This window comes from Chryseobacterium contaminans (assembly GCF_001684955.1).
GTDB lineage: Bacteria > Bacteroidota > Bacteroidia > Flavobacteriales > Weeksellaceae > Chryseobacterium > Chryseobacterium contaminans.
Genome location: NZ_MAYF01000035.1, coordinates 41,991 through 68,041 on the forward strand (window position 1 = coordinate 41,991; position 26,051 = coordinate 68,041).

Annotated in this window: 25 protein-coding genes; 15 read left to right on the plus strand and 10 right to left on the minus strand. The window is 36.2% G+C overall.

Annotation, left to right across the window (positions count from 1 at the left end; all coding sequences use genetic code 11):
* Window positions 1-105: 105 nt before the first annotated feature.
* The 3 genes from BBH99_RS03615 to BBH99_RS03625 are packed head-to-tail and all read right to left on the minus strand — an operon-like array spanning window position 106 to window position 5,281.
* A complete protein-coding gene (locus BBH99_RS03615) occupies window positions 106-2,544 on the minus strand; it encodes a TonB-dependent receptor (RefSeq protein WP_066692093.1) in 2,439 nt (812 codons plus the stop codon).
* 23 nt (window positions 2,545-2,567) lie between these two features.
* Window positions 2,568-4,049 carry a trehalase family glycosidase gene (locus tag BBH99_RS03620; protein ID WP_066692096.1) on the minus strand — a complete coding sequence of 494 codons (1,482 nt, stop codon included), beginning with the start codon at window positions 4,047-4,049 and terminating at the stop codon, window positions 2,568-2,570.
* Window positions 4,050-4,051: 2 nt separating this feature from the next.
* Window positions 4,052-5,281, minus strand: coding sequence for an MFS transporter (locus BBH99_RS03625; RefSeq protein ID WP_066692099.1), 1,230 nt, complete (start codon window positions 5,279-5,281; stop codon window positions 4,052-4,054).
* A 123-nt stretch (window positions 5,282-5,404) separates the two neighbouring features.
* On the opposite strand from BBH99_RS03625, the gene BBH99_RS03630 reads away from it, so the two are divergent.
* Entirely contained in the window at window positions 5,405-6,268 is an 864-nt protein-coding gene (locus BBH99_RS03630) for an AraC family transcriptional regulator (protein WP_066692101.1), read from the plus strand.
* A 705-nt stretch (window positions 6,269-6,973) separates the two neighbouring features.
* Here the strand turns inward: BBH99_RS03630 and BBH99_RS03635 are convergent.
* Window positions 6,974-7,528: a thioredoxin family protein gene (locus BBH99_RS03635; protein WP_066692139.1), complete on the minus strand. Its 555-nt coding sequence runs from the start codon at window positions 7,526-7,528 to the stop codon at window positions 6,974-6,976.
* Between the two features lie 291 nt (window positions 7,529-7,819).
* On the opposite strand from BBH99_RS03635, the gene BBH99_RS03640 reads away from it, so the two are divergent.
* The 5 genes from BBH99_RS03640 (at window position 7,820) to BBH99_RS22245 (ending at window position 15,150) form a co-directional block, all read left to right on the plus strand.
* Window positions 7,820-8,416, plus strand: coding sequence for a TetR/AcrR family transcriptional regulator (locus BBH99_RS03640; RefSeq protein WP_066692103.1), 597 nt, complete (start codon window positions 7,820-7,822; stop codon window positions 8,414-8,416).
* A gap of 368 nt (window positions 8,417-8,784) precedes the next feature.
* Window positions 8,785-9,945 carry an efflux RND transporter periplasmic adaptor subunit gene (locus BBH99_RS03645; RefSeq protein WP_066692105.1) on the plus strand — a complete coding sequence of 387 codons (1,161 nt, stop codon included), beginning with the start codon at window positions 8,785-8,787 and terminating at the stop codon, window positions 9,943-9,945.
* Between the two features lie 40 nt (window positions 9,946-9,985).
* On the plus strand, window positions 9,986-13,171 hold the full coding sequence (locus tag BBH99_RS03650) for an efflux RND transporter permease subunit (RefSeq protein WP_066692107.1): 3,186 nt from the start codon (window positions 9,986-9,988) through the stop codon (window positions 13,169-13,171).
* A gap of 189 nt (window positions 13,172-13,360) precedes the next feature.
* Entirely contained in the window at window positions 13,361-14,773 is a 1,413-nt protein-coding gene (locus BBH99_RS03655; protein WP_066692109.1) for an efflux transporter outer membrane subunit, read from the plus strand.
* A gap of 200 nt (window positions 14,774-14,973) precedes the next feature.
* Window positions 14,974-15,150: a bacteriocin-like protein gene (locus BBH99_RS22245; RefSeq protein ID WP_165601874.1), complete on the plus strand. Its 177-nt coding sequence runs from the start codon at window positions 14,974-14,976 to the stop codon at window positions 15,148-15,150.
* A gap of 118 nt (window positions 15,151-15,268) precedes the next feature.
* On the opposite strand, the gene miaA is transcribed toward BBH99_RS22245, so the two are convergent.
* Window positions 15,269-16,183, minus strand: a complete 915-nt coding sequence (miaA, locus tag BBH99_RS03660) for a tRNA (adenosine(37)-N6)-dimethylallyltransferase MiaA (protein WP_066692116.1) — start codon at window positions 16,181-16,183, stop codon at window positions 15,269-15,271.
* 95 nt (window positions 16,184-16,278) lie between these two features.
* Between miaA and BBH99_RS03665 the strand changes: the two genes are divergently transcribed.
* The 5 genes from BBH99_RS03665 to BBH99_RS23135 all read left to right on the plus strand — a co-directional run bounded on the left by BBH99_RS03665 (window position 16,279) and on the right by BBH99_RS23135 (window position 19,441).
* Window positions 16,279-17,136, plus strand: a complete 858-nt coding sequence (locus BBH99_RS03665; protein ID WP_083188725.1) for a YicC family protein — start codon at window positions 16,279-16,281, stop codon at window positions 17,134-17,136.
* Window positions 17,137-17,205: 69 nt separating this feature from the next.
* The gene (gene gmk / locus BBH99_RS03670; RefSeq protein ID WP_066692119.1) at window positions 17,206-17,769 is read left to right on the plus strand and encodes a guanylate kinase; all 564 of its coding nucleotides are present in this window, start codon (window positions 17,206-17,208) and stop codon (window positions 17,767-17,769) included.
* Between the two features lie 106 nt (window positions 17,770-17,875).
* A complete protein-coding gene (gene nadA, locus BBH99_RS03675) occupies window positions 17,876-18,895 on the plus strand; it encodes a quinolinate synthase NadA (RefSeq protein WP_066692120.1) in 1,020 nt (339 codons plus the stop codon).
* A 159-nt stretch (window positions 18,896-19,054) separates the two neighbouring features.
* Window positions 19,055-19,216: a bacteriocin-like protein gene (locus tag BBH99_RS23130; protein WP_167367184.1), complete on the plus strand. Its 162-nt coding sequence runs from the start codon at window positions 19,055-19,057 to the stop codon at window positions 19,214-19,216.
* Between the two features lie 66 nt (window positions 19,217-19,282).
* Window positions 19,283-19,441 (plus strand): bacteriocin-like protein, encoded by a 159-nt coding sequence (locus BBH99_RS23135; RefSeq protein WP_449384794.1) that lies wholly within the window; start codon window positions 19,283-19,285, stop codon window positions 19,439-19,441.
* Between the two features lie 54 nt (window positions 19,442-19,495).
* Here BBH99_RS23135 and BBH99_RS03680 read toward each other — a convergent pair whose 3' ends face one another.
* The 5 genes from BBH99_RS03680 to BBH99_RS03690 all read right to left on the minus strand — a co-directional run bounded on the left by BBH99_RS03680 (window position 19,496) and on the right by BBH99_RS03690 (window position 20,684).
* Window positions 19,496-19,699 carry a hypothetical protein gene (locus BBH99_RS03680; RefSeq protein WP_066692121.1) on the minus strand — a complete coding sequence of 68 codons (204 nt, stop codon included), beginning with the start codon at window positions 19,697-19,699 and terminating at the stop codon, window positions 19,496-19,498.
* A 52-nt stretch (window positions 19,700-19,751) separates the two neighbouring features.
* The gene (locus tag BBH99_RS03685; RefSeq protein WP_066692123.1) at window positions 19,752-19,961 is read right to left on the minus strand and encodes a hypothetical protein; all 210 of its coding nucleotides are present in this window, start codon (window positions 19,959-19,961) and stop codon (window positions 19,752-19,754) included.
* A 45-nt stretch (window positions 19,962-20,006) separates the two neighbouring features.
* Entirely contained in the window at window positions 20,007-20,207 is a 201-nt protein-coding gene (locus BBH99_RS21995; RefSeq protein ID WP_123872980.1) for a hypothetical protein, read from the minus strand.
* 32 nt (window positions 20,208-20,239) lie between these two features.
* Window positions 20,240-20,416, minus strand: coding sequence for a bacteriocin-like protein (locus BBH99_RS22250; RefSeq protein WP_165601875.1), 177 nt, complete (start codon window positions 20,414-20,416; stop codon window positions 20,240-20,242).
* Between the two features lie 73 nt (window positions 20,417-20,489).
* Window positions 20,490-20,684 carry a bacteriocin-like protein gene (locus BBH99_RS03690; protein WP_066692126.1) on the minus strand — a complete coding sequence of 65 codons (195 nt, stop codon included), beginning with the start codon at window positions 20,682-20,684 and terminating at the stop codon, window positions 20,490-20,492.
* 333 nt (window positions 20,685-21,017) lie between these two features.
* Here BBH99_RS03690 and thrA point away from each other — a divergent pair, with 333 nt between their 5' ends.
* From thrA to folB, 4 genes are all read left to right on the plus strand, one after another.
* On the plus strand, window positions 21,018-23,468 hold the full coding sequence (gene thrA / locus BBH99_RS03695) for a bifunctional aspartate kinase/homoserine dehydrogenase I (protein ID WP_066692128.1): 2,451 nt from the start codon (window positions 21,018-21,020) through the stop codon (window positions 23,466-23,468).
* A 10-nt stretch (window positions 23,469-23,478) separates the two neighbouring features.
* Window positions 23,479-24,414: a homoserine kinase gene (locus tag BBH99_RS03700; RefSeq protein ID WP_066692130.1), complete on the plus strand. Its 936-nt coding sequence runs from the start codon at window positions 23,479-23,481 to the stop codon at window positions 24,412-24,414.
* A gap of 6 nt (window positions 24,415-24,420) precedes the next feature.
* Window positions 24,421-25,725, plus strand: a complete 1,305-nt coding sequence (gene thrC / locus BBH99_RS03705) for a threonine synthase (RefSeq protein WP_066692132.1) — start codon at window positions 24,421-24,423, stop codon at window positions 25,723-25,725.
* A 5-nt stretch (window positions 25,726-25,730) separates the two neighbouring features.
* A partial coding sequence (gene folB, locus BBH99_RS03710; protein ID WP_066692134.1) for a dihydroneopterin aldolase occupies window positions 25,731-26,051 on the plus strand: 321 nt, incomplete at its 3' end.

The window sequence follows — 26,051 nt, forward strand, 5'->3', positions numbered from 1 at the left end:
TGTTTAAGAAAAATCTGCGCTATCAGCTGAATCTGCGAGAGAAATAAAAAAATAAAAACCGCCAGGACTAAGTTCTGACGGTTTCTTGTTATAAAGAAATAGAGTTTAGAAATCTAAAGTGATAGAAGCTCTGGCAGCAGCCCCCATAATAGGTCTTGCCATTCTGATACTAGAACCTGTTACAGTTTGAGATCTTGGATCTCCTTCTGTAATTCCGATCGTATTAAAGATATTGGTTCCGTCAACTGCAAAACGGATTTTTCCTAGCTGATAAGACATTCCTGCTCCAAATTCTGTGAAAGATGGTAGAATATTATCATCTGTATTTCCTTCATTCTGGAAACGTTTTCCATAATAATTCATACTTACATAAGCTCTCCATTCTTTAGTGATATTTACTGCAGGAGAAATATTAAAGTAGAACTTAGGAATTCTTCTTACAACATTTCCACTATAATCGAAGGTAGTACCATCAGCATTTCTTCCTGTAAAATCTTTGTATTTTGGATTCTGAATGGTTCCGTTGAAAGTAACTTCAAATATATTATTGAATAATCTGGCATAGCCTTCAATTTCTACCCCAAAATTGGTAGTATTGGCAAATTTATTTTCTGAAGTTCCGTCTGAATAAACATCAGTAAATGAAAGATTTTTAAGGGCAGAATAGAAAGGAATCACCGCAATATCAAAAGTACGGGAATAATACTTATACCCTACTTCCAATTGATTGGTCAATACAGGCTTTACAGCATCCAACTTTCCAATATTATTATAGTATGCTTCTTCATTTGGAGATCTGAAACCGTGAGAGAAACGGGCATACACCGCATTTTCACGATTAATTTTATAGTTGGAAGCTAATGTATAAGAAACTTTATTGATGTCATAGTACCAATACGTAAACTGATTCCCTAGAATATTCATATTATCATCTGCAGTCGTAGTATCAAAACCATGAGTTCCATCCACCGTTAAACCTGAATTATTAAGATTAGCTGTAGTAGTATTTACTTTATATCCTCTGTAATAATCACGGCTGTAACGGATTCCTCCATTAAAGCTTAATGCATCGGTTACATTATAATCCAGATTTAAATATAAATCATTCAGACTTCCCTGGATCTGTGAATCTCTAAGTAAGCTGGACATATTTAAAACTCCATTATACGTTTTAGAATATCCTACACTACTTGGACCAAGAGATGGATCTACAAGATTTAACAACACAGGTCTGTCTGTAGCAGTAGTCAGAATATTGCTCCAGTTCCAGTATTGATGAGACTTCCAGTTTGATTTATAGAATCCAGCCGTTACATTTCCTTTGTCAAATTTGTAGTTGAACTGCAAATCATTCACAAAATTATTCATCTGCTTATCGATAGCCCAGAACCCCAATTTCTGAACATATTCAGGATTGACCACGGCTCCGCTGCTAACCAATGAATATTGATAATTAGCCATTCCCAAACTTTTAGCAAAATCAGCACTCTTCTGAGGACTTCCAGCCGGGAAAATCCCCGTATAGTTCATGTCAATATTGGTATACCGGGTTTTATTGATGACACTGAAGTTTCCTCCTAAATCATATTTAAATTCTGCTCCCAACACATCTACTTTCGGATGGATTCCATCCTCTAAATTTCTGCTGAAAAAGCCACCACCAGCCTGTGGAATATTTAACTGACTGATCGCTCTGTAGCTGTAGGTTCCATAATTAGGATCAAAACCTGCAAATCCTTTTAATTTATCGCCATCCTGTGTTAAAGGAATCGGAAGGAAGAAGGTATTTCTGTCATCCAGCTTTTTATAATATACTTTCACGTAACCTTTATCAAAGACATACTTCAGGTTCATTCTGATCTGTCCGCCGTTATTGGCTTTGAATCCTGTTTTTCTGATTCCGTCATTTGATCTGTAGAAACCGCCAATATTGAAGAATAATTTATCTTTTACCAAAGCACCGCCTACATTAAGATCCGTACGGATTAACCCGTAAGTACCGGTTTCCAGTTTTGCACTTCCTTTAAAATCATTGGTCCCTTCTTTTGTAATGAAGTTGATAAGACCTCCCGGAGAATTATTGGCATAAATAGATCCGGAACCTCCTCTCAGAGCTTCCAGACGGCTCACCGTATTATCTACCCTGAAAAAGTTATCTGCATTGGCAAATTGGAGTGCTCCATCTTCAAAAACAGGAAGTCCATCTTCCTGAATCTGTACAAATTCATAAGCTCCTGCGGACGGAATACCTCTTGCAAAAAGGTTATTCCCTACTTCCCCACCTGAAGTTTCCACCGCAAAACCCGGAACCCTCTGCAGCAATGCTGCAGCACTGATTGGATTCTGCTTTTGAATTTCCTTAGCACTGAAGGTTGAAATAGCAGTACTGGATTCTATCTTTTTCTTAGGATTAGAGTTTCCCGTAATAACAACCTGATCGATAGAAGAAACTTTCGCTGAATCCTGTGGAGTTTCCTGGGCATAAGCATTATTAAAATATAACGTAGCTGTTGCGGCGATTAAAAAGATTGATTTTTTTTTCATAGCCTTATTTTTTATTGTTAGTTTCAATTTTGTTGTAATTTTAAATACACTCCATTCGTCCAACCGAATCCATCCTGATTGGGATATTCCCCGCCTCCTGCTATTGTTTCCGTATCTAATGCATTGTATTTTTCCATCAGTTTTCCCGTATTCCTGTAAACCCTTTCTACATTGAAGCACCAGTTATCTTTTATTTTTCCGGCCAGTTCATTAAAGCCATAATTTTTCATTGCTTTAAAGCCAAGCCATTGGTAGGGTGCCCAGGCATTGGGTAAATCCCACTGCTGTCCGGATTTTTTGGTAGTTGTCACCAATCCGCCCGGATATAAAAACTTTTCAGAAATGGTTTCTGATACTGACTGAGCTTGCTCCTGATCTGCTATCCCAAGAAACAAAGGGTAAAGAGCAGCAATATGTTCAGACGGTGTTTTTGTGTTTTTTTTAATATGATAGTCTCTGTAAATCTTCGTCTTTTCATCCCAGAAGTATTTATGAATCATATGTCTTCGCTTTGCTGCTCTTTCAGTAAAATAATTTTCTTTGCCTTTCAGATCCTGAAGCGCTGATGATTTTGCCAATGTGGTTTCCAAATGCCATAAAAGACAGTTTAAATCTACCTCGGCAAGATTCAGGGTTTCTATCGTCTGGATATGTTCTCCGTCTGCAAACCATCTGCTGGAAAAGTCCCAGCCGGATTCGCAGGCACTTCTTATATTTCTGTAAAACTCTTCTCCTGAAGCTTTTTTCTGGTCTTCTATATCGATCAGATAGCTTTCAGGACGAGGTTCATTTTCTGTGTCGTAATATCTGTTCAGGAGATCTCCATTCTGAGTTTTCACTACCCTTTTGAAACCTGAACCACTTTCTGTTTCTTCTTCCCCATTCATCCAGAAAGCATATTCTTTTTCTAAAGTATCATAGTATTTCGTATAAATAGTTTCATCATTTTTTGTCTCTACAAGAAGCTCCAGCATCAATGAGAAATACGGCGGCTGTGAACGGCTTAAAAAATGCGTCCTGCTGGCATTGGGAACAAACCCGATATTTTGAATCAGATAAGAACAGTTTTCCACAATATTTTCCATCATTTCCACCCGGCCTGAAACCTGTAATCCAAGCATGATAAAATAGCTGTCCCAATAAAAAAACTCATTGAAACGACCTCCCGGAACGATATAAGGTTTAGGTAGTTTTAATAATGTCCCTTTTTCCTCATAAGCAGTACGTGTCAGTTCATCCCAAAGTTTTTCAATATGTTCCTCAATCGGAAGATGATCTTCCCTCTGAACAGATATTTTTGCTCCAAGAAAATCAAAATGAGCCATCACAAAACTTTTCAGGTCAAAACCTTCAGAATCTTTTTCCTGCTCATATTTTGCATTGATCTCCACAATCGGAAATAAAGGAACCGCATCCGTCATCATTTTCTGATCTTCAAAAATCTCTCTCTTTTGTACTGCATCAAAAAGAGCTTGGATTTCTTTAATATAAAGTTGATTGTTCATGGTTATTTTTTAGGATTGATTTTTAACTTATTCATAAAAATGGCAGAAGTAATTAACAGCGAAAGGGGAATCAGGGACAAGTAAAATGCCTGCTGCCCACTGAATTCCTGAAATACAAAACCTGTAATGATGGAACCTATTGTTCCTCCAATTGCAGAGAAAACGACAATCAATCCAGACATTGCACTGTGTAAATATTTAGGAATGGAAGCCAGGATCACTGAATTGATGCTGGGATAAATTGGAGCCAGCAAACCTCCCATCAATGGAAATAAATACACTACAAGCGGAGCATTCAACCAATTTGTACTGGCATCAATATGAATATTATGAGTTAATGGAAGTACCAGAAGTAAACTTACCGCAAAACCAATAACGCAGAATGACACCACATAAATCCAACTTATCTTTCTGGAAAAGAAACCGGACAGAAATCTTCCTAATGCAAAAGCCCCCGCTAAAACAGCTCCTGCCTGGATACTCATGGAAGTAGGCACTTTTAAAATTTCTTTATAAAACGTGGGAGTCCATGTCTGAAAACTTTGTTCCACCAATACAAACAAGAATGCACACAATAAGAAACACAATACTTTTTTATAACTGAATAAACCAGCACTGTTTTTCAGGTCTCCCAGCCAATCGGTCTTCTCATTTTTTGCCTCTTTTTCATTCAGTTTAGAAAAGAATAGAAACAGGAAAGATAATGAGGAAAGAGCTCCCAGAACCCAATATACATTCAGCCAATGGGTAGATTTCGGATTATGATCATCAATGTACAAGCTGAACAAAACATTCCCTGCCAATACTCCAATCATAAAAAAACCTTCCAGAAATCCCATGAAGCTTGAATGTTCTTTATCTGTTTCTGTAACCAAACCAATGGAAGTGAAAACAGAAATTTTAATTAACGCAAAGGAAACTCCTACAATGGCAAACAATAATTTAAATACCCAAAAATCGTTAGTAAACGGCATTATAAAACACATTGCACTCACCAGAAATAATGCAATCAGCATTGATTTTTTGATTCCTATCTTAGGAAGAAATGATGCCAGAATGAATGAACAGATGGCAATCGGAAGATCTTTAAACCCTTCCAATACACTGGCAGATGATTTTGAGATGCCAAAGTTCTGCTGAACCTGTAAAATAACAGTTCCCACAGAATTCAGAAGAATTGCGAAAACAAAATAGTTCAAAAACAGAACCGCCTTGATGTTGAAGTTTTTCATTCAGGTTATTTCTTTGCGGCTAAGATAGAAGCATTTCTGTTCACAATAATTTAACACAATAAACCAATATTTGAACAATATTAATATAATTAGTATTTTTAGTGATTAAATATGATTAATTAAATGAAAGTTACTTTTGAAAGAGTAATCCCCAATGAGAAAAGCTCGTTCCGAACGATTCATAATAACTCCCCTATTTCAGAATTTAAATGGGAGTATCATTATCACCCCGAAATTGAACTGGTATGTGTCATTTCCGGGAGTGGAACCCGCCATGTTGGGTATCATAAAAGTAATTATACGCATGGAGATCTCGTTTTGATTGGTTCCAATATTCCCCATTCAGGATTTGGACTGAATTCTATTGATCCGCATGAAGAAATCGTACTTCAGTTCAAAGAAGAAATTCTCCAGTTTCCTCAACAGGAAGTGGAAGCCCGGTCTATTAAAAATTTACTGGAACTCTCAAAGTATGGCATTCATTTTCATCATAAGGTAAAAAAAGCCTTACTCCCGAAATTAAGATTGATGCTGGAGTCAGAAGGCTATAAAAGATATTTGTTACTGCTGGAAATTCTCTTCGAGCTTTCTAAATGTAAAGATTATGACCTTTTGAATAAGGAAATTATGCCCTACACCATTATTTCAAAAAACAAAACCCGTCTTGAAAACATTTTCACTTATGTAGAGCATCATTATGATAAAGAAATCAATATTGAAGATGTTGCAAAGCTGGCCAACCTCACCTTGCCTGCCTTTTGTAATTTTTTTAAAAAAGCTACGCAGATCACCTTTACGGAATTTGTAAATCGGTATCGGATCAATAAGGCTTGTTTATTGATGGCTCAGGATAGATCTATTTCAGAATGCAGTTATCATTGTGGGTTTAATAATGTAACGTATTTCAACAGGATGTTTAAAAAGTATACAGGTAAGACGCCTTCAGAATTTATTAAAGATTATGCGCATAATAAGGTGAGTGTGTAATAAATCTCCCGCAGATCACGCAAATTTCGCAGATGTTTGCGGATAAGAAAATCAAGAATTTTCAAAAACTTATGTGTACTTCTTATGCTCAATGGTTTTAACTTTAATATCATTTAGGTGTTATTCTAAAATCTTTTGTGACTTTGTGGTTTTCATATTAAACAATAGTTATATAATTTTATTTTTCCCACGGATTACTCAGATTTGCCCAGATGATTTTTAAAATATTTTTCATCTGGTTTTTCCGATTGATATCCTTGTCAAGGTTTAAAACCTTGACAAGGATCAGTTAAAATTCAACATCAAAATCAATAGTCCTTATTAAAATTAAAGGAATAAAAAAGTAAACTGATATTCTGCACTGGAAAAAACTGAGAAGATTCCCAATTCACATTCTGATATTGTGGATAACTTTTTTACAATATAAATTAGACTTATTTTTAAGAAACCGTTCTACAGAAACATTTACAACCAATTGAATTTATAAGCATTACACAAAAATCTTTTCTACAATTCCATATTGTGGATAACTTTTTCCGCAGATTTACAAAGATGTTTATGTATAAATACCACAATAAAAGAATCTGCGTAATCCCCTAAATCTGCGAGAAAATAATCTATGAAAACTGAAGATTTATAGAAACAAAAAAGCTGTTCTAAAAAAGAACAGCCATATATTATATAAATAAGAATGAGTAACCGGAATTACTTCCATTTGATATTACATCCCATGCTTGGTCTCTGAATCTCTTCCTGCGGTTCCCCGGCTAAAAGATTTTCAAAAGCAATAATTAAGTCCTCTCCTGTAACATCTTTATTATTCCCAGGTCTTGAATCATCCATCTGACCTCTGTAAATAAGATCCAATTTATCATCAAAGAAATAAAAATCAGGAGTACATGCAGCATCATAAGCTTTTGCAATAGCCTGACTCTCATCGAATAAATAAGGAAAATCAAATCTTCTTTCGATCTGGAATTCAATCATTTTCTCAGGGGAATCTGCCGGATATTTTTCAATATCATTAGCGTTAATCGCAATGAATTCAATTCCTTTTTCATTATAGTCTTCATACAATTCATTGATCTTATCAATAACATGAAGAACAAACGGACAATGGTTGCACATGAAAATAACCAGTGTTCCTTTTTCTCCTTTCAGTTCTTCCAAAGACTGAAGTTCATTCGTTTTTGACGGGTTTGGAAGCTCAAAAAACGGAGCTTTTGTACCTAATGCCAACATATTGGAGGGAGTATTCATATCCTTTTTCTTTAGTTTCACAAAGATAGAAATTTCTTTCGTTATTTGGTAAGGAAGATGGGGAACTGGAAGGCGGCAGTTATTCTTCCCAATGTATTTATCGAGTAAGGCTATATACTTCATTAATTTTTACAATAATTTTCAAATTATACACTTCAGCCCTTTCCTACAATCACTATTTCCTCTTCTTACCAACTTCAGTAAGTTTCTTTTTCCAGAAAAATAAAAATAACGTTTGGAAGATATCCTGAAAAGTTTGTAGTTTTGCTAACACTGTTAAGAAAAAATATCATGGGCCTACATGAACGTCGTCAAAGAGAAAAAGAATCCATCCGTGCAAGTATTTTGCAGGCGGCATTCACTTTGGCTAAATCTGAGGGCTGGGCATCACTTTCCATGCGTAAAATAGCAGACGCTATTGAATACAGCGCACCGGTGGTGTACGATTATTTCGAAAATAAGGAGGCTATTCTATTTGAAATCTCATTAGATGGCTTCCACAAATTACATATAGAATTATTAAAGGCACAACAACAGCATGATACTCCTGAAGAACAGTTAGTAGCTTTAGTAGATGCTTATTGGAGCTTTGCGTTTAATAATAAGGAATATTACCAGCTGATGTTTGGCCTGGGAATGCAATGTTGTGGAAAGGGACAGATGAAGAAGGAATTCTCCTCATTTCAGGAGTTAATTTACGAATGTACTTACAACATTATTGAGAAAAACGGCTCAAATACAGATAATGCATGCCACATGTCTCATGCCCTGTTTTCCGCTGTACACGGAATGATTTCCATTATGATGATGCGTACAGGAGATATTCCGTCTACCATGAATAAATCGACTTTGGATGAAACAGTTTCGTCCTTTATTAAGTCTTTATAATATATTTTTTTGAACAAAAATTAACACTGTTAGGAAATTTAACACTGAATTAATATCATTCAACTGTAGATTCCTGGCAAAAAACAAAAACTATTTATGCAAAACTCTACTTCATTCATTAGTTAAAGGTAGTTATTTTTTCTTTTAAAATTAACACCGTTAGTAAAATTAACATTATTTACACCTCACATCTTTATATACTTAAATACACTAAAAAAATCAACTATGGAAACAATCGATCTGATCGGACATTAAAAATTCTGTAATTTTTTTTGAACTAATCATTAACACTGTTAGGAAAAAAAACAGCATTTATTAAAAAGAAACATTACTTCAATCTAACACTTCATTAAAAAATTAAATTAACAATGAACATACCTGGAAAAACAAGGTTTATTGTACTTATTTCAAGTATAATTCTTTTACAGAGCTGCACCAAGGCTGCAGAAGGATCTAATAATGCACCACCAGCTCCAGAACTTCCGGTTTATACCGTTATCACCTCTCCTGCTACCACATATCAGGAATTCCCCACTGCTTTGGAAGGGAAAAACAATGTGGAAATCAGATCTCAGGTTGATGGATATCTTGATAGAATTTATGTAGAGGAAGGCGCTTATGTAAGAGCCGGACAGCCTTTATTTAAAATAGATTCAAGAAGTTACGGCGAGCAGATGAATATGGCTCAGGCCAATCTTCAGGCAGCCAATGCCAATATACAGAAAGCAAAAGTGGAAGTTGACAGACTTCAACCTTTAGTAGCTGCAAAAGTAGTTTCTGATGTACAGCTTAAAACGGCAAAAGCTAATTATGAAGCTGCTGTAGCTGCTGCATCCCAAGCCAGGGCTTCTGTAGGAAGTGCCAGAATCAATGTAGGATTTACCACCATTACAGCACCGGTAAGCGGATATATAGGAAGAATCCCGTTTAAAAAAGGAAGTCTGATCTCAAGAACAGACCCTAATCCATTGACTTTATTATCAGATATCAGTGAAATTTATGCGTATTTCTCTTTAAGTGAACTTGATTTTATTGCTTTTCAGAATAAATATCCGGGAGCTACTTTAGAGGAAAAACTGAAAAATATGCCAATGGTAGATCTTGTCATTGCAGATAACAGTACTTATCCTGAAAAAGGAAGACTGAGTATTGTAGACGGACAGTTTGACAAAACAACCGGAGCCATCAGCGTACGCGCCGTTTTTCCTAATGCCAACGGAGCTTTAAGAACCGGAAATACAGGAAGAGTACGTATGCCGCAACTGATTTCAAATGCAGTGGTTATTCCACAGGAATCTACTTTCGAAATTCAGGATAAAACGTACGTCTATGTAATGGATAAGGATAAAAAAGTAACCGGAAAACCTATTAAAATCTCAGGAAAAACAGAGAGTTATTATTTTATTTCTGAGGGGCTTTCACCGGGAGAAAAAATCGTTTATACCGGAATCGGGAACCTGAAAGACGGAGCATCCATCAGACCTAAAGTTATTTCTTCAGACAGTTTACTGAGAGCAAAACCTTTGTAAATATTCTGAAAAACAGAAGACTTAAAAAAATAAACTTCTTATGTTAAAACAATTTATAGAAAGACCGGTCCTTTCAACGGTCATCTCCATCATACTCTTATTATTGGGAGCCTTGTCTCTCTTTAATCTGCCCATTGCCCTCTTTCCGGATATTGCCCCGCCAAGTGTTCAGGTAACGGCTTTTTATCCGGGAGCAAACGCTGAAGTAGTGGCACGTTCTGTAGCTACCCCTATTGAGGAAGCAGTGAATGGAGTGGAAAACATGACCTACATGACTTCCAACTCCAGTAATGACGGGACTATGACCCTGAGTGTTTTCTTCAAACAGGGTTCTGATCCGGATAATGCTGCGGTAAACGTTCAAAACCGTGTATCAAAAGCAATGAGCCAACTTCCTCAGGAAGTAGTACAGGCAGGAATCTCTACCCAGAAAGTTCAAAACAGTATGATTATGTTTATGGGATTAACGAGTGATGATCCTAAACAATATGATGAACTGTTCTTACAGAATTACCTGAAGATTAATATTATTCCTCAAATCCAGCGTATCCCAGGGGTTGCACAGGCCCAGGTATTCGGAACAAGAGATTATTCCATGAGAATCTGGCTGAAACCGGATCGATTAGCGGCCAACAATCTTTCTCCACAAGAAGTACTGGGTGCCATTAAAGACCATAACCTTGAAGCTGCTCCGGGACGTCTTGGACAGGGAAGTAAGGAAACTTACGAATACATCCTTAAATATAAAGGAAAGCTGAACAAAAATGAAGACTATGAGAATATAGCCATCAAAGCAAACAGCGATGGTTCTTTCTTAAGATTAAAAGATGTTGCGAGAGTAGAATTTGGGTCCTATACTTATACGGCGGCTAACAGAGTGGATGGAAAACCGGTTTCGGGATTTGCCATTTTACAGACAGCTGGTTCCAATGCCAATGAAATCCTGACTGAGATTGAAAAGCAGGTAGACCAGTTCAGCACTACTCTTCCTAAAGGAGTGAAACCAATTATCATGTATAATTCTAAAGATTTCCTTGATGCTTCTATCCATCAGGTGGTTGAGACTTTAGTAATTGCATTTATTCTGGTATTTATCGTAGTATTTATTTTCCTTCAGGACTTCAGATCTACTTTAATCCCTGCGATTGCAGTACCTGTAGCCATTATTGGTACGTTCTTCTTCCTTCAGTTATTTGGCTTCAGTATCAACATGCTTACTTTATTTGCATTGGTACTGGCTATTGGTATTGTAGTGGATGATGCCATTGTGGTGGTAGAAGCCGTCCATTCCAAAATGGAACAGACAGGAATGCCTGTAGAGCACGCTACTATGAACTCTATGAGTGAGATCTCAGGTGCAATTATTTCAATTACATTAGTGATGTGTGCGGTATTTATTCCAGTTGGATTTATGCAGGGACCTGCAGGAGTTTTCTACAGACAGTTTGCCTTTACACTGGCTATTGCTATTATGATTTCTGCTGTTAATGCATTAACATTAAGTCCTGCATTATGTGCCCTTTTCCTGAATGATCCTCAGGGAGAACATGGCGAGCATGGCCACAAAAAAGGTTTTGGAGCAAGATTTTTCAATGCATTTAATGCAAGCTTCAACAATATGACCAAGAAATATATTTACAGTCTTAAATTTTTAATCAAAAATAAGTGGGTAGCCATCGGAGGTCTTGTTGTGATTACGGCAGCCAGTATTTTCATGATTAAAAAGGCTCCTTCAGGATTTATTCCAACGGAAGATCAGGGATTTGTACTATATGCGGTGAATACTCCTCCGGGAAGTTCATTGGAGAGAACACACAGAGCGACTGAGCAAATTGATAAAATCATTAATGGAGAAAAAGCAACCAATCACCTTTGGGTAGCTGATGGGATGAACTTTATCAGTAATGCCAATGCTTCTCCTTATTCTGCAGGTTTCATTAAGCTTAAAGATTATGACAAGCGTGGAGATATGAAGGATCCGGATCAGATTGCGGCTACCTTAACAGGAAAAGTAAGCCAGGTGAAGGATGCCAATGCTTTCTTCTTTAATTTCCCGACCATTCAGGGATTTGGTAACGTTTCAGGTTTTGAATTTATGCTTCAGGATAAAACCAACGGTTCTTTTGAACAATTAGGAACAACCACTCAGCAATTCATTGGTGAACTGATGAAACGTCCTGAAATTGCATTTGCATTTACAACATATGCAGCTGGAAACCCACAGTATACTATTGATGTGGATACTGATAAAGCCAATCAGTTAGGAGTTTCCGTAACAGAATTAATGCAGACCATGCAGATTTATTACGGTAGTAGCTTTGTTTCAGATTTCAACAGATTTGGAAAGTATTACAGGGTAATGGCTCAGGCAGATATTCCTTATCGTACGGATATTAATTCTTTGGAAGGAATTTATGTGAAAAATAAATCAGGAGAAATGGTTCCTGCGAAGACATTGGTAACTTTAAAAAGAACTTTTGGCCCGGAAACAGTAACCAGAAACAACCTTTTCAACGCTGTAACTATTAATGGTACTCCAAAACCTGGATACAGTACCGGAGACGCGATTAAAGCAGTTGAGGAAGTTGCTAAACAATCCCTTCCAAGAGGTTATGGTTATGAATGGACAGGAATTACCCGTGAGGAGATTAAAACCGGAGGACAAACCACCTTCATCTTCCTTTTAAGTATCCTATTCGTTTATTTTCTATTGTCAGCTCAGTATGAAAGTTATATTCTGCCGTTTGCTATTATCTTAACCATTCCAACCGGAATATTCGGAGTATTTGCCTTCACTGGACTGGCTGGAATTGATAATAACATTTATGTACAGGTTGGATTAATCATGCTGGTCGGGCTATTGGCTAAAAATGCCATCCTAATCGTAGAATTTGCCGTTCAGCGAAGAAAAGCAGGAAGATCCTTAATTGAATCTGCTCTTCAGGCTTCAAGATTACGTTTAAGACCAATCCTTATGACCTCTTTTGCTTTCATCGTAGGGATGTTACCATTGGTTTGGACACAAGGAGCTTCTGCAAAAGGAAACCATTCCATTGGTTACAGTACTGTGGGAGGAATGCTTACAGGAGTCGTGTTCGGAATCTTCATTATTCCGGTAATGTATGTCATTTTCCAGTATCTGCATGAAAAAATGCCAAGCAAAAAGAAAAAAAGGCTTCTGAAAAAACAAATGGAAGAAGAACTTTTAGCTTCAACGATTAATTAAATGATACAACGGGGAGATTTATAAACCAAAAGATTTTAGAATAACACTTAAGTAATTTTAAAGTTAAAAGCATTCTGCATAAGAAGTACACATAAGTTTCCTACCCATAAACATCTGTGTAAATCTGCGTAATCCGTGGGAAATAATAAACCTCAAGATTGTTCAATTAAAGTCTATTAAACCAAAACTATGAAAAGACTAAAAAATATTATATTAACATTCGCCATAGCTTTAGGATCTGTTTCGTGTGTGTCAAAACTGGCATACACGGAGCCGGACCTTCCGCTACCGGAAAAATTCCAATACACAGCCACTGCTGATACGGCAAGCATTGCCAACCTGGAATGGAAACAGTTTTTCAGCGATCCTATTCTACAGGGACTGATTGAAAAAGGAATTAAAAATAATTATGATCTTCAAATTGCCTTAAAACAAGTGGCTTCTTCACAGGAAAAACTGAAACAGGCAAAATATATGCAATACCCTGATGTAGGTTTCGGGGTTGCAGCTCAAATTTCTAAGCCTTCCAAAAACAGTATGAACGGGCAAAGCTTAAGCCTGTTTTTAGGGCAAAGCCATGTTGAAGATTATAACGCAGCTTTCAATTTATCATGGGAAGCGGATATCTGGGGTAAAATCAAAAACCAACAGGAAGTCTCCAGAATGCAATACCTACAGACCTATGAAGGCTCAAAAGCGATTCAGACTCAGGTTGTAGCAGCCATTGCACAAGGATATTATAATCTTTTGATGCTTGACAAACAGTTAGCTATTGCAAAATCTAATCTGGAATTAAGCAACAATACCTTGATGATTACCCAAAAAATGTGGGAAAGTGGAGATGCTACTTCATTGGGGGTACAACAGGCAAATGCTCAGAAACAAGCCACTGAACTATTGATATCTCAATTGGAACAGAACATTGCTATTCAGGAAAATGCCTTGAGTATTCTAATAGGTGAAACGCCTAATAAAATCAACAGAACACTTGAAATGTCTGATACTTCCCTACCACAGAATATTATCGCAGGGCTTCCCGCAGCTATGGTAAGCCGCAGACCGGATGTACGCCAGCAGGAACTGGTTTTACTGGAATCCAATGCGATGGTAGGAATTGCACAAGCCAATATGTATCCTGCATTAAAGATTACAGCGAATGGTGGAGTGAATTCTTTCAAATTTGATAACTGGTTTCAGATTCCGGCATCATTATTCGGATCTGTTTTAGGAGGAATTACTCAGCCTATTTTCCAGAAAAGACAATTAAAGACTGATTTTGAAGTGGCTAAAATTCAAAGAGAGAAAAATGTATTGGCATTCCGTCAATCCGTTTTGAATGCTGTAGGTGAAGTTTCTGATGCTTTAGTTTCTAATGAGAATTTAAAAATTCAGGAACAGAAAGCCACTGAGCAGTCTGCTACATTGAAAGATGGAATTAAAAGTGCACAGCTTCTTTACAGAGGGGGTTCAGCCAATTATCTTGAAGTGATTACTGCACAGGGAAATTCACTTCAGGCCGAGTTGAATCTTGCTTCCATTAAAAGACAGAGATTAAGCAGCATTGTAGATTTATACAGAGCGCTGGGCGGCGGTTGGAAGTAGTAAATTAAATTATATTGTTTGAGATGCGGTTCATTATGAGCCGCATTTTTTATTAAAACCTTATAGAACTGTTTTATATTTAACTGAAAATAACAGAGTTAAAAATAAGATCAGGTGATGATGATGTTAAAAAAATTATTATTTTTAAAGAAGCGGCCTCCGAAAAGCTTATAGAGTAGGAAACCAAAAAAAATTATTACATGAAAAACTTAAAAAAAATTTCAAGAGTACAACTGCAATCCATTAAAGGTGGCGGTTTTATCAACAATTGTAAAGGAAAAGAAGAAGGAGCATTTTGCGATTGGGTAAGCGCATCCGGATATGGGACAGGTACCTGTGACGGAACGGGTAATCTTTATGGATGTATACCTGATTAATTTCTACCTACGGAATGAACAACCGGATCATTAAATTATTCTCCTACTTCATTCCGTAGGAAATTATATTAAGCCTTTTGAAAATTCCTGTCCAAAGCGTATTTATCATTAAAATAATTTATTTCCGAACCTGTTCAGCAATCCACTGAAGCAACTCCTCAAAATCCTGTTGAGAATACCCCAATTGCAAATAATGAATATTACCCGCCTTCCTATACCATGTCAACTGACGTTTTGCATATCGGCGGCTGTTCTTTTTAATTTCAGAAACAGCAAAATCAAGATCCCATTCTCCATCAAAATATTTGAATAATTCAGCATAACCAACCGTATTCAATGCCGTAAGCCCTTTGAATTTCTCCAACCCTTTCACCTCATCCAAAAGCCCTTTTCCCATCATTATATCAACCCTGCGGTTAATTCTGTCATACAATTCTTCTCTTGGAGCTTCAATTCCGATTCTGATCACATTAAAATCTCTGGAATCCTGAGAAACAGCAATCTGTTCGGAATATTTTTTATCCGTTTGCCAGATCACGTCAATAGCACGCAACAGTCTTCTGTGGTTGTGAATATCCACTACTTCAAAATATTCAGGATCCAATTCCTTTAAAATCTCCTGAAGCTTTTCTATTCCTTCTTCATCCATTATTTTCTGAAGCTTCTCCTGGTTCTCAGTATTAGCCTCAGGCAAATCATTGAGCCCTTCTATAACCGCTTTCTCGTACATCATACTTCCACCAACAAGGATGACGGCGTTATGATATTGGAAAAGTTCATTGAGTTTTTTCAGGGCATCTTCTTCGTATTGCCCGATAGAATAGTATTCTTCTACAGAAAGATTTCCGATAAAATGATGAGGTGCTTCAGCGAGTTCTTCTTCAGATGGTGCCGCTGTTCCGATTTTCATTTCTTTAAAAAACTGTCTGGAATCACAGGAAATAATTTCGGTATTGAAGTGTTTTGCCAGATCAATTGCCAGTTTTGTCTTCCCTATTCCGGTGGGTCCTACTACAGAAATCAGATTTTTCATCGGTGCACATTCATTATTTTATCCATAAAATAGAATCTTTTACAGATTTCACTGTGCTAATTTAAATGTTTATCTTTGTAGAACAATAAAAAACTATGATTTTATCAATGACTGGCTTCGGTAGAGCCGAAGATGTTTTTGAAGGAAAAAAAATAACAATAGATATTAAATCACTGAACAGCAAGAGCTTTGATTTAAATATCAAAATTCCTTTGCGTTATAAAGAAAAAGAATTTGAGATCAGAAAAATTCTTAACGATAGAATTATCCGTGGAAAAGTTGACTGCTACGTCAATATTGAAAACCTTGAAGAATCTAATGATGTAAAAATCAATAAAGGGTTAATTGATTCCTACATCAATGAACTTAAAAATATTGCATCAGACGGCCCTGATTTTGAATACCTGAAAATGGCAGTAAGACTTCCGGATGCCATCACTTCAAGACCTGATGAACTTACAGAAGGCGAATGGGAAGCATTAGCTAAAATTGTTAATGCAGCCGTAGACCGTTTTGAAGAATTCAGAATCACTGAGGGCAGTAATTTACATGAAGAGCTTAACAGAAATATTCAAAATATTGATAAATATCTGAGTGAAGTGATTCCTTTTGAAGAAGAAAGAATCGTAAGTGTAAAAGAACGCTACCAAAAGACTCTGAAAGAATTCGAAAATGTGGATGAAACACGTTTCTATCAGGAAATGGCCTACTTCACAGAAAAACTGGATATTTCAGAAGAAAAGGTAAGACTTGCCCAACATTTGAAATATTACAAGGAAGTAATGGACAATGAATCTTTCAACGGTAAAAAACTGGGCTTTATTTCTCAGGAAATCGGAAGAGAGATCAACACATTAGGTTCAAAAGCCAATCATGCCGAAATTCAGAAGCTTGTAGTGAAAATGAAGGATGATCTAGAAAAAATTAAAGAGCAAACGTTAAACGTATTATAGACAATAGACCTATAGACAAGAGAAGATGAGATCCTGTCTCACCTCTCCATCTAAAAATCTCTAATCTAAATGGATAAAGTAATTATATTTTCAGCACCATCTGGAAGCGGAAAAACTACACTGGTAAAGCATTCTCTGGAAACCTTCCCGGAACTGGAATTTTCAATCTCATGTACTACAAGACAACCGAGAGGAAGTGAAGTACATGCAGTAGACTATCATTTTTTAACACCTGATGAATTCAGACAGAAAATTTCAGAAGATGCCTTTGTAGAATATGAAGAAGTATACACTGATAAATATTACGGAACTTTAAAATCTGAAGTGGAAAAGATCTGGAATCAGGGAAAAGTTGTTATTTTTGATGTGGACGTAAAAGGAGGAATTTCTCTGAAAAAATATTTTGGAGAAAAGGCTTTGTCTATTTTTATAGAACCACCTTCCATTGAAGAACTGGAACGAAGATTGATTTCAAGAAATACGGATGATGCGGAAACCATCAAAACCCGTGTTGCAAAAGCAGAAGAAGAAATGTCTTATGCCAGCGAATTTGACAGGATCGTAATCAATTCCGATCTTGATGAAGCTAAAAAAGAAATAGAAAGTTTAATAAAAAGTTTTATCAATAATTAATGGGCGGAAGATAGAGGTCGGAAGATGGAAGTACACTGCTTTTCATCAAAATCTAACTTCTAATTTCTAATCTCTAAATTTGATAATAAAAAACATTAAGGTTGATATGAGTACCGAAACATTAGAAAAAGCTAAATCTGCGATTCCTGTAAAAGGATTCCTGGATATAAAAGATATAGCAATTCCTCAGGGAGAAGAACTGGTAAAAGCCATTCTAAAACTTAAGGAAGAGAAAAATGCTGTCATCCTTGCCCATTATTACCAACCGGGAGAAATTCAGGATATCGCTGATTTCCTTGGAGACTCTTTACAATTGGCAAGACAGGCAAAAGAGACCAATGCTGATATGATTGTATTCTGTGGAGTACACTTTATGGCTGAAGCTGCAAAAATTCTTAACCCAACTAAAAAAGTAGTTTTACCGGATACAATGGCCGGATGCTCTCTGGCAGACGGATGCTCAGGAGAAGGATTGAGAAAAATGCGTGAACAGCATCCTGATGCTTTAATTGCTACTTACATCAACTGTAATGCAGAAACAAAAGCAGAAAGCGATATCATTGTAACAAGCTCAAATGCTGAAACAGTGATTGAAGCGCTTCCAAAAGACAGACCTATTATTTTTGCACCGGACAAAAACCTGGGAAGATATTTATCTAAAAAAACAGGCCGTGATATGATCCTTTGGGACGGAAGCTGTGTAGTACACGAAGCATTTTCAATGGAAAGAATCGCCAAACAGCTTGCAGATAATCCAGATGCCAAATTAATTGCACACCCTGAAAGCGAAGAAGCTGTTTTAAAACTAGCTCACTTCATCGGCTCTACTTCTGCTCTATTAAACTATGTAGAGAAAGACGACTGCCAGAAGTTCATCATCGCAACAGAAGAAGGGATTCTTCACGAAATGAGAAAACGTGCGCCCCACAAAGAATTGATTCCTGCATTGGTTTTCGATGAAAGCTGTAACTGCTCAGAATGTTTCTACATGAAGCGTAACACCATGGAAAAATTGTATTTATGTATGAAATACGAACTTCCTGAAATCCTTATTGACGAAGAATTAAGATTAAAAGCACTGAAACCTATTGAGGCCATGCTCGATCTTTCTAAAAGTATAAAGTAAATTTAAAGCACTGTTTTTACAGTGCTTTTTTTAATTCTATCAGCCAAGAAAGAGACAAGGTTAAAAATTTATTCAATTTTTCTATAAAAAAACATACAATTATTTCTTTAATAAGTGAATAAATTATTATATTTATAATTCAAACTAATAATGAATACTATGAAAAATTTAAAAAAATTAAACAGAGAAAATCTTAAAAACCTAAACGGAGGAGCAGGTCCCGTTTGCTCATCATGTGCAATTTCTGAAGTTTGTATCAGTGACTGCAATGGTTCACCGGTATGTGTTACCAAGGGAAATTATATAGTTCCTAATTGTTAAAATATAAATATTTCATTTATAAGTGAATAATTGTTATATTTATAAATCGAACTAATAACAAATACTATGAAAAATTTAAAAAAATTAAACAGAGAAAATCTTAAAAACCTAATCGGCGGATCAGACACATGCAGTTATTGCGGAATAAGCCAAATTTGTGCAACAGGATGCTTCGGTGAACCTATTTGCCTTCCAAGAGGACCTTATTTCCCTACTGACTGTTAAAAAATAAAGCACTGTAAAAATTACAGTGCTTTTTATTTTTAATAGAAATTCTATTTAGGATACTCCACCATCCACACATTCCATACTTACAATTACACATGCTTTGCAATATAAAGGAAGTGCCTGATAAGCGCTGCATGGAGCATCATTTGGTCCTGTTCCATAAGTTGTATGCTGCGGGCATCTGCTGCAGTTTGATCCTATTGCTCCGTTTACCATTTCAAGTTCTTTTCTGTTTAATTTCTTTAAATTTTTCATAGTTGTTTTAATTTTTTGATGTTATCAAATAACATGATTATTAAAAATTGTTTTAGTTCCCGAAATAATCAGAATAATCAGGTCCATAGCAGTCTACACTTACATCTACACAGTTTCTGCAAGTAGGAGACAATGCCCAAAAAGCCATACAGCTGTTAGTATATTCCGGGCCATCCCCATAGTTTCCCGAAGTAGAGCATCGTTCACATCCCATTCCTTTTCCGTTGATATCTTTCAGTTTTGTTCTTGATAATTTTTTCATGTTTTAATTTGTTATTAATTAGCACTCTTTTTAAAAATATTATAATTATTTCTGATCCCCGAAGCAATAAATACTTACTCCTACACAATTCTTGCTTCTGCAATAATCAGGTAAAGCAAAATAATTTTCACACGTTCCACCATATTCCGGGCCAGGCCCATACATTATATGACTGGGACACCCATTACAGATAGAAATATTATCTCCATTAATATTCCTAAGGATAAGTCTTGATAATTTTTTCATATTTTCAGGATTAAGCTTAAGACAAAACTCAATTAAAGTTTAGGAGTGTAGCAAGTTCCTCCCGGTTTTAACCAACATCCCCATGCTCCTGATCCGCCTTTCATAAAACACACAAACTGCTCACCACCACAAGCTTCAATCTGCATCTGGGTAAAGCCGCCATTGATAATTTTCTTCTGATCTCTTGATAATTTTTTAAATGCTTTCATAGTAATTAATTTTAAGATGATAAACAAAAAAGCACTGCTGTAATAACAACAATGCTCTTATATTATAAAGGAATTAATAGGGACCAAAACAGTCCATACTTACCAATACTCTTTTTTTGCAGCACTCAGGCAGCGCTTCAAAATCTCCGCATGATTTTACTTCATTAGGCCCATAAGGTCCTACCGGACAATTTTCATAGCAATTACCAATTCCTCCGCCATTAATGGATTTTAAGTTCTCTCTTTTAATTTTTTTTGAATTTTTCATTGGATTTTTATTATAGTTTATCCAATAAATATAAGATTTTTAATCAATTACACCAAATAAATCTCTACAAAAGGATTTACTAATTTATTATGTTAAAAGTTTGCTATTCCAAAATAATTTGTACATTTGTTCCGTTACAATGAATTTTTTAAGAAACATATCTGATATTTCTATCCTGAAGTCTACTATTTCAGGAGTATCTTCTGTTTCTACATTCACAACTACAACAACTACCCCATAAAGGGGTAAATTTTCACATATTATTTCCGGTATCCTGTACTCTTTTTTTAAAGAGTAGCTCTCTCACTTTATCTAATCTTAAATAAATAATAGATGAAAATCTTAAAATTCGGCGGAACATCAGTCGCCAATGCTCAGAATATCCTGCTGGTAGAAAACATTATCAAAAAGGTATCTTCAAAAGACAACGTTGTAGTGATTGTATCAGCGCTTCATGGAGTAACAGACCTTCTTATTAATGCTGCTGAATATGCTTCCGTTCAAAATGAAAACTATCTGCAATTGCTAAAAAATGCAGAAGAAAAGCATCTGAATCTTGTTAAAGAGCTTATTCCCGTTTTAGATCAAAGTTCTTTATTAAGCTTTGTAAAAAAACATTTCAATGACCTTGAAGACCTATGCAACGGGGTTTTTGTTCTTGGTGAACTTACTTCAAGAATTAAAGATAAAATTGCCTCGTATGGAGAATTTTTATCATCAAGCATTATTGCAGCCAGACTTCAGCATCAGGAACTGGACTGTATATGGATAAATACTTCAGAGCTCATCAGAACTGACAGTAATTTTACTCATGCAAAAGTAGATTTCATTATCACTGATGAGAATTTAAAAAATTATTTCACCAAGCATCATAACCGCATCTTCATAGGACCTGGTTTTATAGCCAGTGATGAGAAAGGCCACACTACAACATTAGGACGTGGTGGTTCAGATTATTCTGCGGCTATTATTGCGGCTGGCATTCATGCTGAAGAACTTCAGATATGGACAGATGTAAGCGGGATGATGACTGCCGATCCCCGTCTTGTCTCTCACGCGAAACCTATTGCAGAAATTTCCTATCATGAAGCTATGGAGCTTTCCCATTTTGGAGCAAAAGTTATTTATCCCCCATCCATTCAACCAGTGATGGTAAAAAATATTAATCTTAAAATTAAAAATACTTTTGATCCGGAAGCAGAGGGAACATTAGTTGCTCATCATCTGAATATTTCAGAAAATGAAAAAAATCAGGTAGCTGTAGGAATTTCAAACATGGGTAATATTGCCCTTCTTACTTTGGAAGGCAGCGGAATGGTAGGTATTCCGGGAATTTCTGCTAAGTTATTTCAATGTCTGAGCCAGGAAAAAATCAATGTTATTCTGATTACGCAGGGTTCATCAGAACATTCTATTACCATTGCTATTCATGAAAAAGATATGTTGGCTGCTGAAAACGCAATCAACGCTTCTTTTGCAGATGATATTAACTTAAAAAGAGTTGCTCCTGTCAAAATAGAAATGGATCTTTCTATTGTAGCATTGGTAGGAGAAAATATGAAAAGCAGAAGCGGCGTAAGTGCAAAAATGTTTGGATGCCTTGGGAATAATGGGATTAATATCAGAACAATTGCCCAAGGTTCTTCGGAAAGAAATATCAGCGTGGTTATTGCTGAAAAAGATGCCAAAAAAGCCGTGAATGTTCTTCATGAAGAATTTTTTGAATCCGAAATCAAACAGATTCATCTTTATATCTGCGGAACGGGGAATGTAGGAACTAAACTTATTCAACAGATCTATGATCAGAATCAATATCTAAGGGAAAACCATTTTATTAATTTAAGAATTGCCGGCCTTTCCAATAGCCGAAAAATGTTTTTTGCTGATAATGGAATTTCCAAGGAAGAATACATGAATTGGAAGGAAACTGGTGTAGAAGCTTCGGCTCAAAAATTTTCTGAAGAAATCATAGCCCGTAATCTAAGAAACTCTGTGTTTGTAGATATCACCGCAAGCGCTGAAGTTCCAACAATGTATGAAAACCTGCTGAAAAGAAGCATCAATATTGTTGCCTGTAATAAAATTGCGGCTTCATCAGATTTTGAAAAATATACCTTATTAAAGAATACTGCCAGAAATCACAACTGCAACTTTCACTTTGAAACTAATGTAGGGGCTGGACTTCCGGTAATAGGAACGATTAATGACCTCATCAAAAGTGGTGATAAAATAATGTCTATTGAGGCTGTTCTGAGTGGAACCTTAAATTTTGTGTTCAATACTTATGACGGAAACAGAACATTTTCCGAAGTAGTAGCACAGGCACAGAAAGAAGGTTATACAGAACCTGATCCAAGACTAGACCTTTCCGGAACTGATGTAGCAAGAAAAATATTAATTCTGGCCAGAGAAGCCGGATACCCACTTCAATTTGAAGAGATTGAAAACATAGGTTTTCTACCTGAAGCATGTATGGAAGGAAGTGTAGAACATTTTTATGAAAAACTTACAGAATATGAAAGTCACTTTAAATCTTTATTTGGAATTGCTCAAAAAGAAGGAAAGATATTGAAATATACTGCAGAATTTAAGGATGGAAAAGCAAAGGTCGGGTTACAACATGTTGCTCCGGGAAGTGACTTGTTCCACCTTTATGGAAAAGATAATATTGTCATTTTTAAAACCCTGAGATATTCCGAACAGCCATTGGTTATAAAAGGAGCTGGTGCAGGAGCTGAAGTTACAGCCAGTGGAATTTTCGCAGACATCATCCGTTCAGTTTAAAAACAAAAATATGAAAAAAGTAAAACTAAAAATTCCAGCTACTGTAGCCAATCTGGTATGTGGATTTGACATTCTGGGAATGGCCGTTAATGATCCTTATGATGAAATGGAAATCCGTTTATTGGAAACTCCTGAAATCATTATCAAACATAAAGACCTTTTTGGACTTCCTGAAGAACCTTGTAAAAATGTTGCAGGAATAGTTCTTTTAAAAATTCAGGAACACTTTAATCTAAAAAATGGTTTTGAAGTTATTATTCATAAACATATAAAACCGGGAAGCGGGCTCGGCTCCAGCGCGGCTAGCGCCGCTGGAGCCGTCATGGGAGCCAATATTGTATTGGGAAACATCATGTCAAAAGATGAAATGGTCCATTTTGCCATGTTCGGGGAAGAACTCGCTTCCGGAGTTCGTCATGCAGATAATATTGCCCCATGCATCTATGGTGGAATTACTTTGGTAAAATCCACCAATCCTATTGATATCATTCCACTCAATTCACCTGATCTGTTTGTAGCCGCTGTACATCCTCAGGTTGAAGTTAAAACTTCAGATTCAAGACAGATTTTAAAGAAAAATATTACACTGAAAAGTGCTGTTGAACAATGGGGAAATATTGCTGGATTGGTCGCAGGAATTCAGAAAAATGATTTTGCATTAATTGGCAGAAGTCTCAATGATGTTATTATAGAACCTGTACGAAGCATCTTAATTCCGAGGTTTGATGAAATTAAATCTAAAAGCCTTCAACTTGGAGCTTTAGGAGGGGGAATTTCAGGATCAGGGCCCTCTATTTTTATGCTGGCAGAAAAAAAAGAAACAGCAGAAAAAATTGCTGATTTGATGAAGGCCATGTATAACGAAATCAATATAGACAACTTCGTCTATGTTTCCAAAATAAATCCGGTAGGAATTGAAGTGATTGAAGAACCCAAACTAGATTAAAAACAGATGAAATATTATAATTTAAAAGACAGGGAAGAAAAAGTAGATTTCAAAACTGCAACTATAAAAGGACAGGGAAAAGACAAAGGATTATTCTTCCCTGAAAATATTCCTTCATTCAACGAGGAGTTTATTCAAAATCTTCGCCAATATTCTGATGAAGAGATTGCTTATCAATGTATGAAAGACTTTATCGGAAATGAAATTCCGGTTGAAATACTAAAAAAAATCGTTGCTGAAACCATCAGTTTTGAAATTCCTTTAAGAAAAATCAACGATGATATTTCAGTTCTTGAGCTTTTTCATGGCCCTACCCTCGCCTTTAAAGATATTGGTGCAGGATTTATGAGCAGATGCCTGTCTTATTTTTTAGAAAACCAGCAGAAAAAAGTCACTGTTTTAGTCGCTACTTCCGGAGATACCGGCGGTGCGGTTGCTCATGGATTTTATGATCTTCCGGGAATTGATGTTGTAATTCTTTATCCTAAAAACAGGGTAAGTCCGGTTCAGGAAAAGCAGCTTACCGCATTGGGGAAAAATATTTATGCCCTGGAAGTGAATGGCAGCTTCGATGATTGTCAGGGTCTGGTAAAACAGGCTTTTTCCAATGAGGAAATCAACAACCGCTTATTTCTTACATCGGCTAATTCCATTAATGTTGCCAGATGGCTTCCGCAGCAGATTTATTATCTGTTAGCATTAAAACAATGGCAGCAAATAGAAAATAAAGCGCCCGTCATCTGTGTTCCAAGTGGAAATTTCGGGAATATCTGTGCCGGGATTCTAGCACATTTGCGTGGTCTTCCGGCAGAACATTTTATTGCTGCCTGCAATGCTAATGATGTAATTCCTACTTATTTGGAAACCCAGGATTTTAATCCTAAAAAAGCTGTAGCAACCTTATCCAATGCTATGGATGTAGGTGATCCAAGTAATTTTGTAAGAATTCTTGAGCTCTTTAATCATGAATTTGATTCTTTAAAAAATAAAATTTCCGGATATTCCATTGATGATGCCAGAACTATGGAGACAATTACAGTGGTTTATAATAGAGATCAGTACATTCTAGATCCTCACAGTGCTGTAGCTTTTGCTTCTCTCGAGCGATATCTAAAAGAAAATCCGGGTAAAAAAGGATTCATTCTGGGAACGGCCCACCCTGTGAAATTTCCTGATGCTGTAGAAAATGCCATCCATACAAAAATTGAAATTCCACAATCCCTGGATGCTCTGATGAAAAAGGAGAAAAAAACTGTAGAAATAAATGCAGATTTTGAAGAATTAAAACGATTTTTGCTTGATAAAAATTAAATGCAATGAGTAAGATATATCTTGAAGATGTAAAAATATATGCCTATCACGGAGTTTTACCCGAAGAAAACGTTATTGGCACCTATTATATTTTAAATGCAGAACTTCATACCGATTTGTGGAAAGCAGCAGAATCCGATGACCTGAATGATACCATAAGCTATGCAGATATCAATGATATCATTCATCAGGAAATGAAGATCAGATCCCAGCTTCTGGAACATGTAGCTGGAAGAATTATTTTAAAAATACATGACCGTTTTCCACAAATCGACTATATCAAACTTAAGCTTACTAAAACAGCACCGCCAATGCAGGGCGAAATG

Bases quoted from the DNA above. Each gene is read 5' to 3' on its own strand.
- thrC (WP_066692132.1), top strand. From the start codon at position 24,421: ATGAAATATTATAATTTAAAAGACAGGGAAGAAAAAGTAGATTTCAAA.
- BBH99_RS03680 (WP_066692121.1), bottom strand. From the start codon at position 19,699: ATGAAAAATTTAAAGAAATTAAACAGAAAAGAACTTGAAATGGTAAAC.
- BBH99_RS03685 (WP_066692123.1), bottom strand. From the start codon at position 19,961: ATGAAAAAATTATCAAGAACAAAACTGAAAGATATCAACGGAAAAGGA.
- BBH99_RS03620 (WP_066692096.1), bottom strand. From the start codon at position 4,049: ATGAACAATCAACTTTATATTAAAGAAATCCAAGCTCTTTTTGATGCA.
- BBH99_RS03640 (WP_066692103.1), top strand. From the start codon at position 7,820: ATGGGCCTACATGAACGTCGTCAAAGAGAAAAAGAATCCATCCGTGCA.
- BBH99_RS03690 (WP_066692126.1), bottom strand. From the start codon at position 20,684: ATGAAAAATTCAAAAAAAATTAAAAGAGAGAACTTAAAATCCATTAAT.
- BBH99_RS23135 (WP_449384794.1), top strand. From the start codon at position 19,283: ATGAAAAATTTAAAAAAATTAAACAGAGAAAATCTTAAAAACCTAATC.
- BBH99_RS21995 (WP_123872980.1), bottom strand. From the start codon at position 20,207: ATGAAAAAATTATCAAGACTTATCCTTAGGAATATTAATGGAGATAAT.
- BBH99_RS03630 (WP_066692101.1), top strand. From the start codon at position 5,405: ATGAAAGTTACTTTTGAAAGAGTAATCCCCAATGAGAAAAGCTCGTTC.
- BBH99_RS22250 (WP_165601875.1), bottom strand. From the start codon at position 20,416: ATGAAAGCATTTAAAAAATTATCAAGAGATCAGAAGAAAATTATCAAT.
- BBH99_RS03650 (WP_066692107.1), top strand. From the start codon at position 9,986: ATGTTAAAACAATTTATAGAAAGACCGGTCCTTTCAACGGTCATCTCC.
- gmk (WP_066692119.1), top strand. From the start codon at position 17,206: ATGGATAAAGTAATTATATTTTCAGCACCATCTGGAAGCGGAAAAACT.
- BBH99_RS03625 (WP_066692099.1), bottom strand. From the start codon at position 5,281: ATGAAAAACTTCAACATCAAGGCGGTTCTGTTTTTGAACTATTTTGTT.
- BBH99_RS03700 (WP_066692130.1), top strand. From the start codon at position 23,479: ATGAAAAAAGTAAAACTAAAAATTCCAGCTACTGTAGCCAATCTGGTA.
- nadA (WP_066692120.1), top strand. From the start codon at position 17,876: ATGAGTACCGAAACATTAGAAAAAGCTAAATCTGCGATTCCTGTAAAA.
- BBH99_RS03615 (WP_066692093.1), bottom strand. From the start codon at position 2,544: ATGAAAAAAAAATCAATCTTTTTAATCGCCGCAACAGCTACGTTATAT.
- BBH99_RS03645 (WP_066692105.1), top strand. From the start codon at position 8,785: ATGAACATACCTGGAAAAACAAGGTTTATTGTACTTATTTCAAGTATA.
- BBH99_RS03635 (WP_066692139.1), bottom strand. From the start codon at position 7,528: ATGAATACTCCCTCCAATATGTTGGCATTAGGTACAAAAGCTCCGTTT.
- BBH99_RS23130 (WP_167367184.1), top strand. From the start codon at position 19,055: ATGAAAAATTTAAAAAAATTAAACAGAGAAAATCTTAAAAACCTAAAC.
- BBH99_RS03665 (WP_083188725.1), top strand. From the start codon at position 16,279: ATGATTTTATCAATGACTGGCTTCGGTAGAGCCGAAGATGTTTTTGAA.
- miaA (WP_066692116.1), bottom strand. From the start codon at position 16,183: ATGAAAAATCTGATTTCTGTAGTAGGACCCACCGGAATAGGGAAGACA.
- BBH99_RS22245 (WP_165601874.1), top strand. From the start codon at position 14,974: ATGAAAAACTTAAAAAAAATTTCAAGAGTACAACTGCAATCCATTAAA.
- thrA (WP_066692128.1), top strand. From the start codon at position 21,018: ATGAAAATCTTAAAATTCGGCGGAACATCAGTCGCCAATGCTCAGAAT.
- BBH99_RS03655 (WP_066692109.1), top strand. From the start codon at position 13,361: ATGAAAAGACTAAAAAATATTATATTAACATTCGCCATAGCTTTAGGA.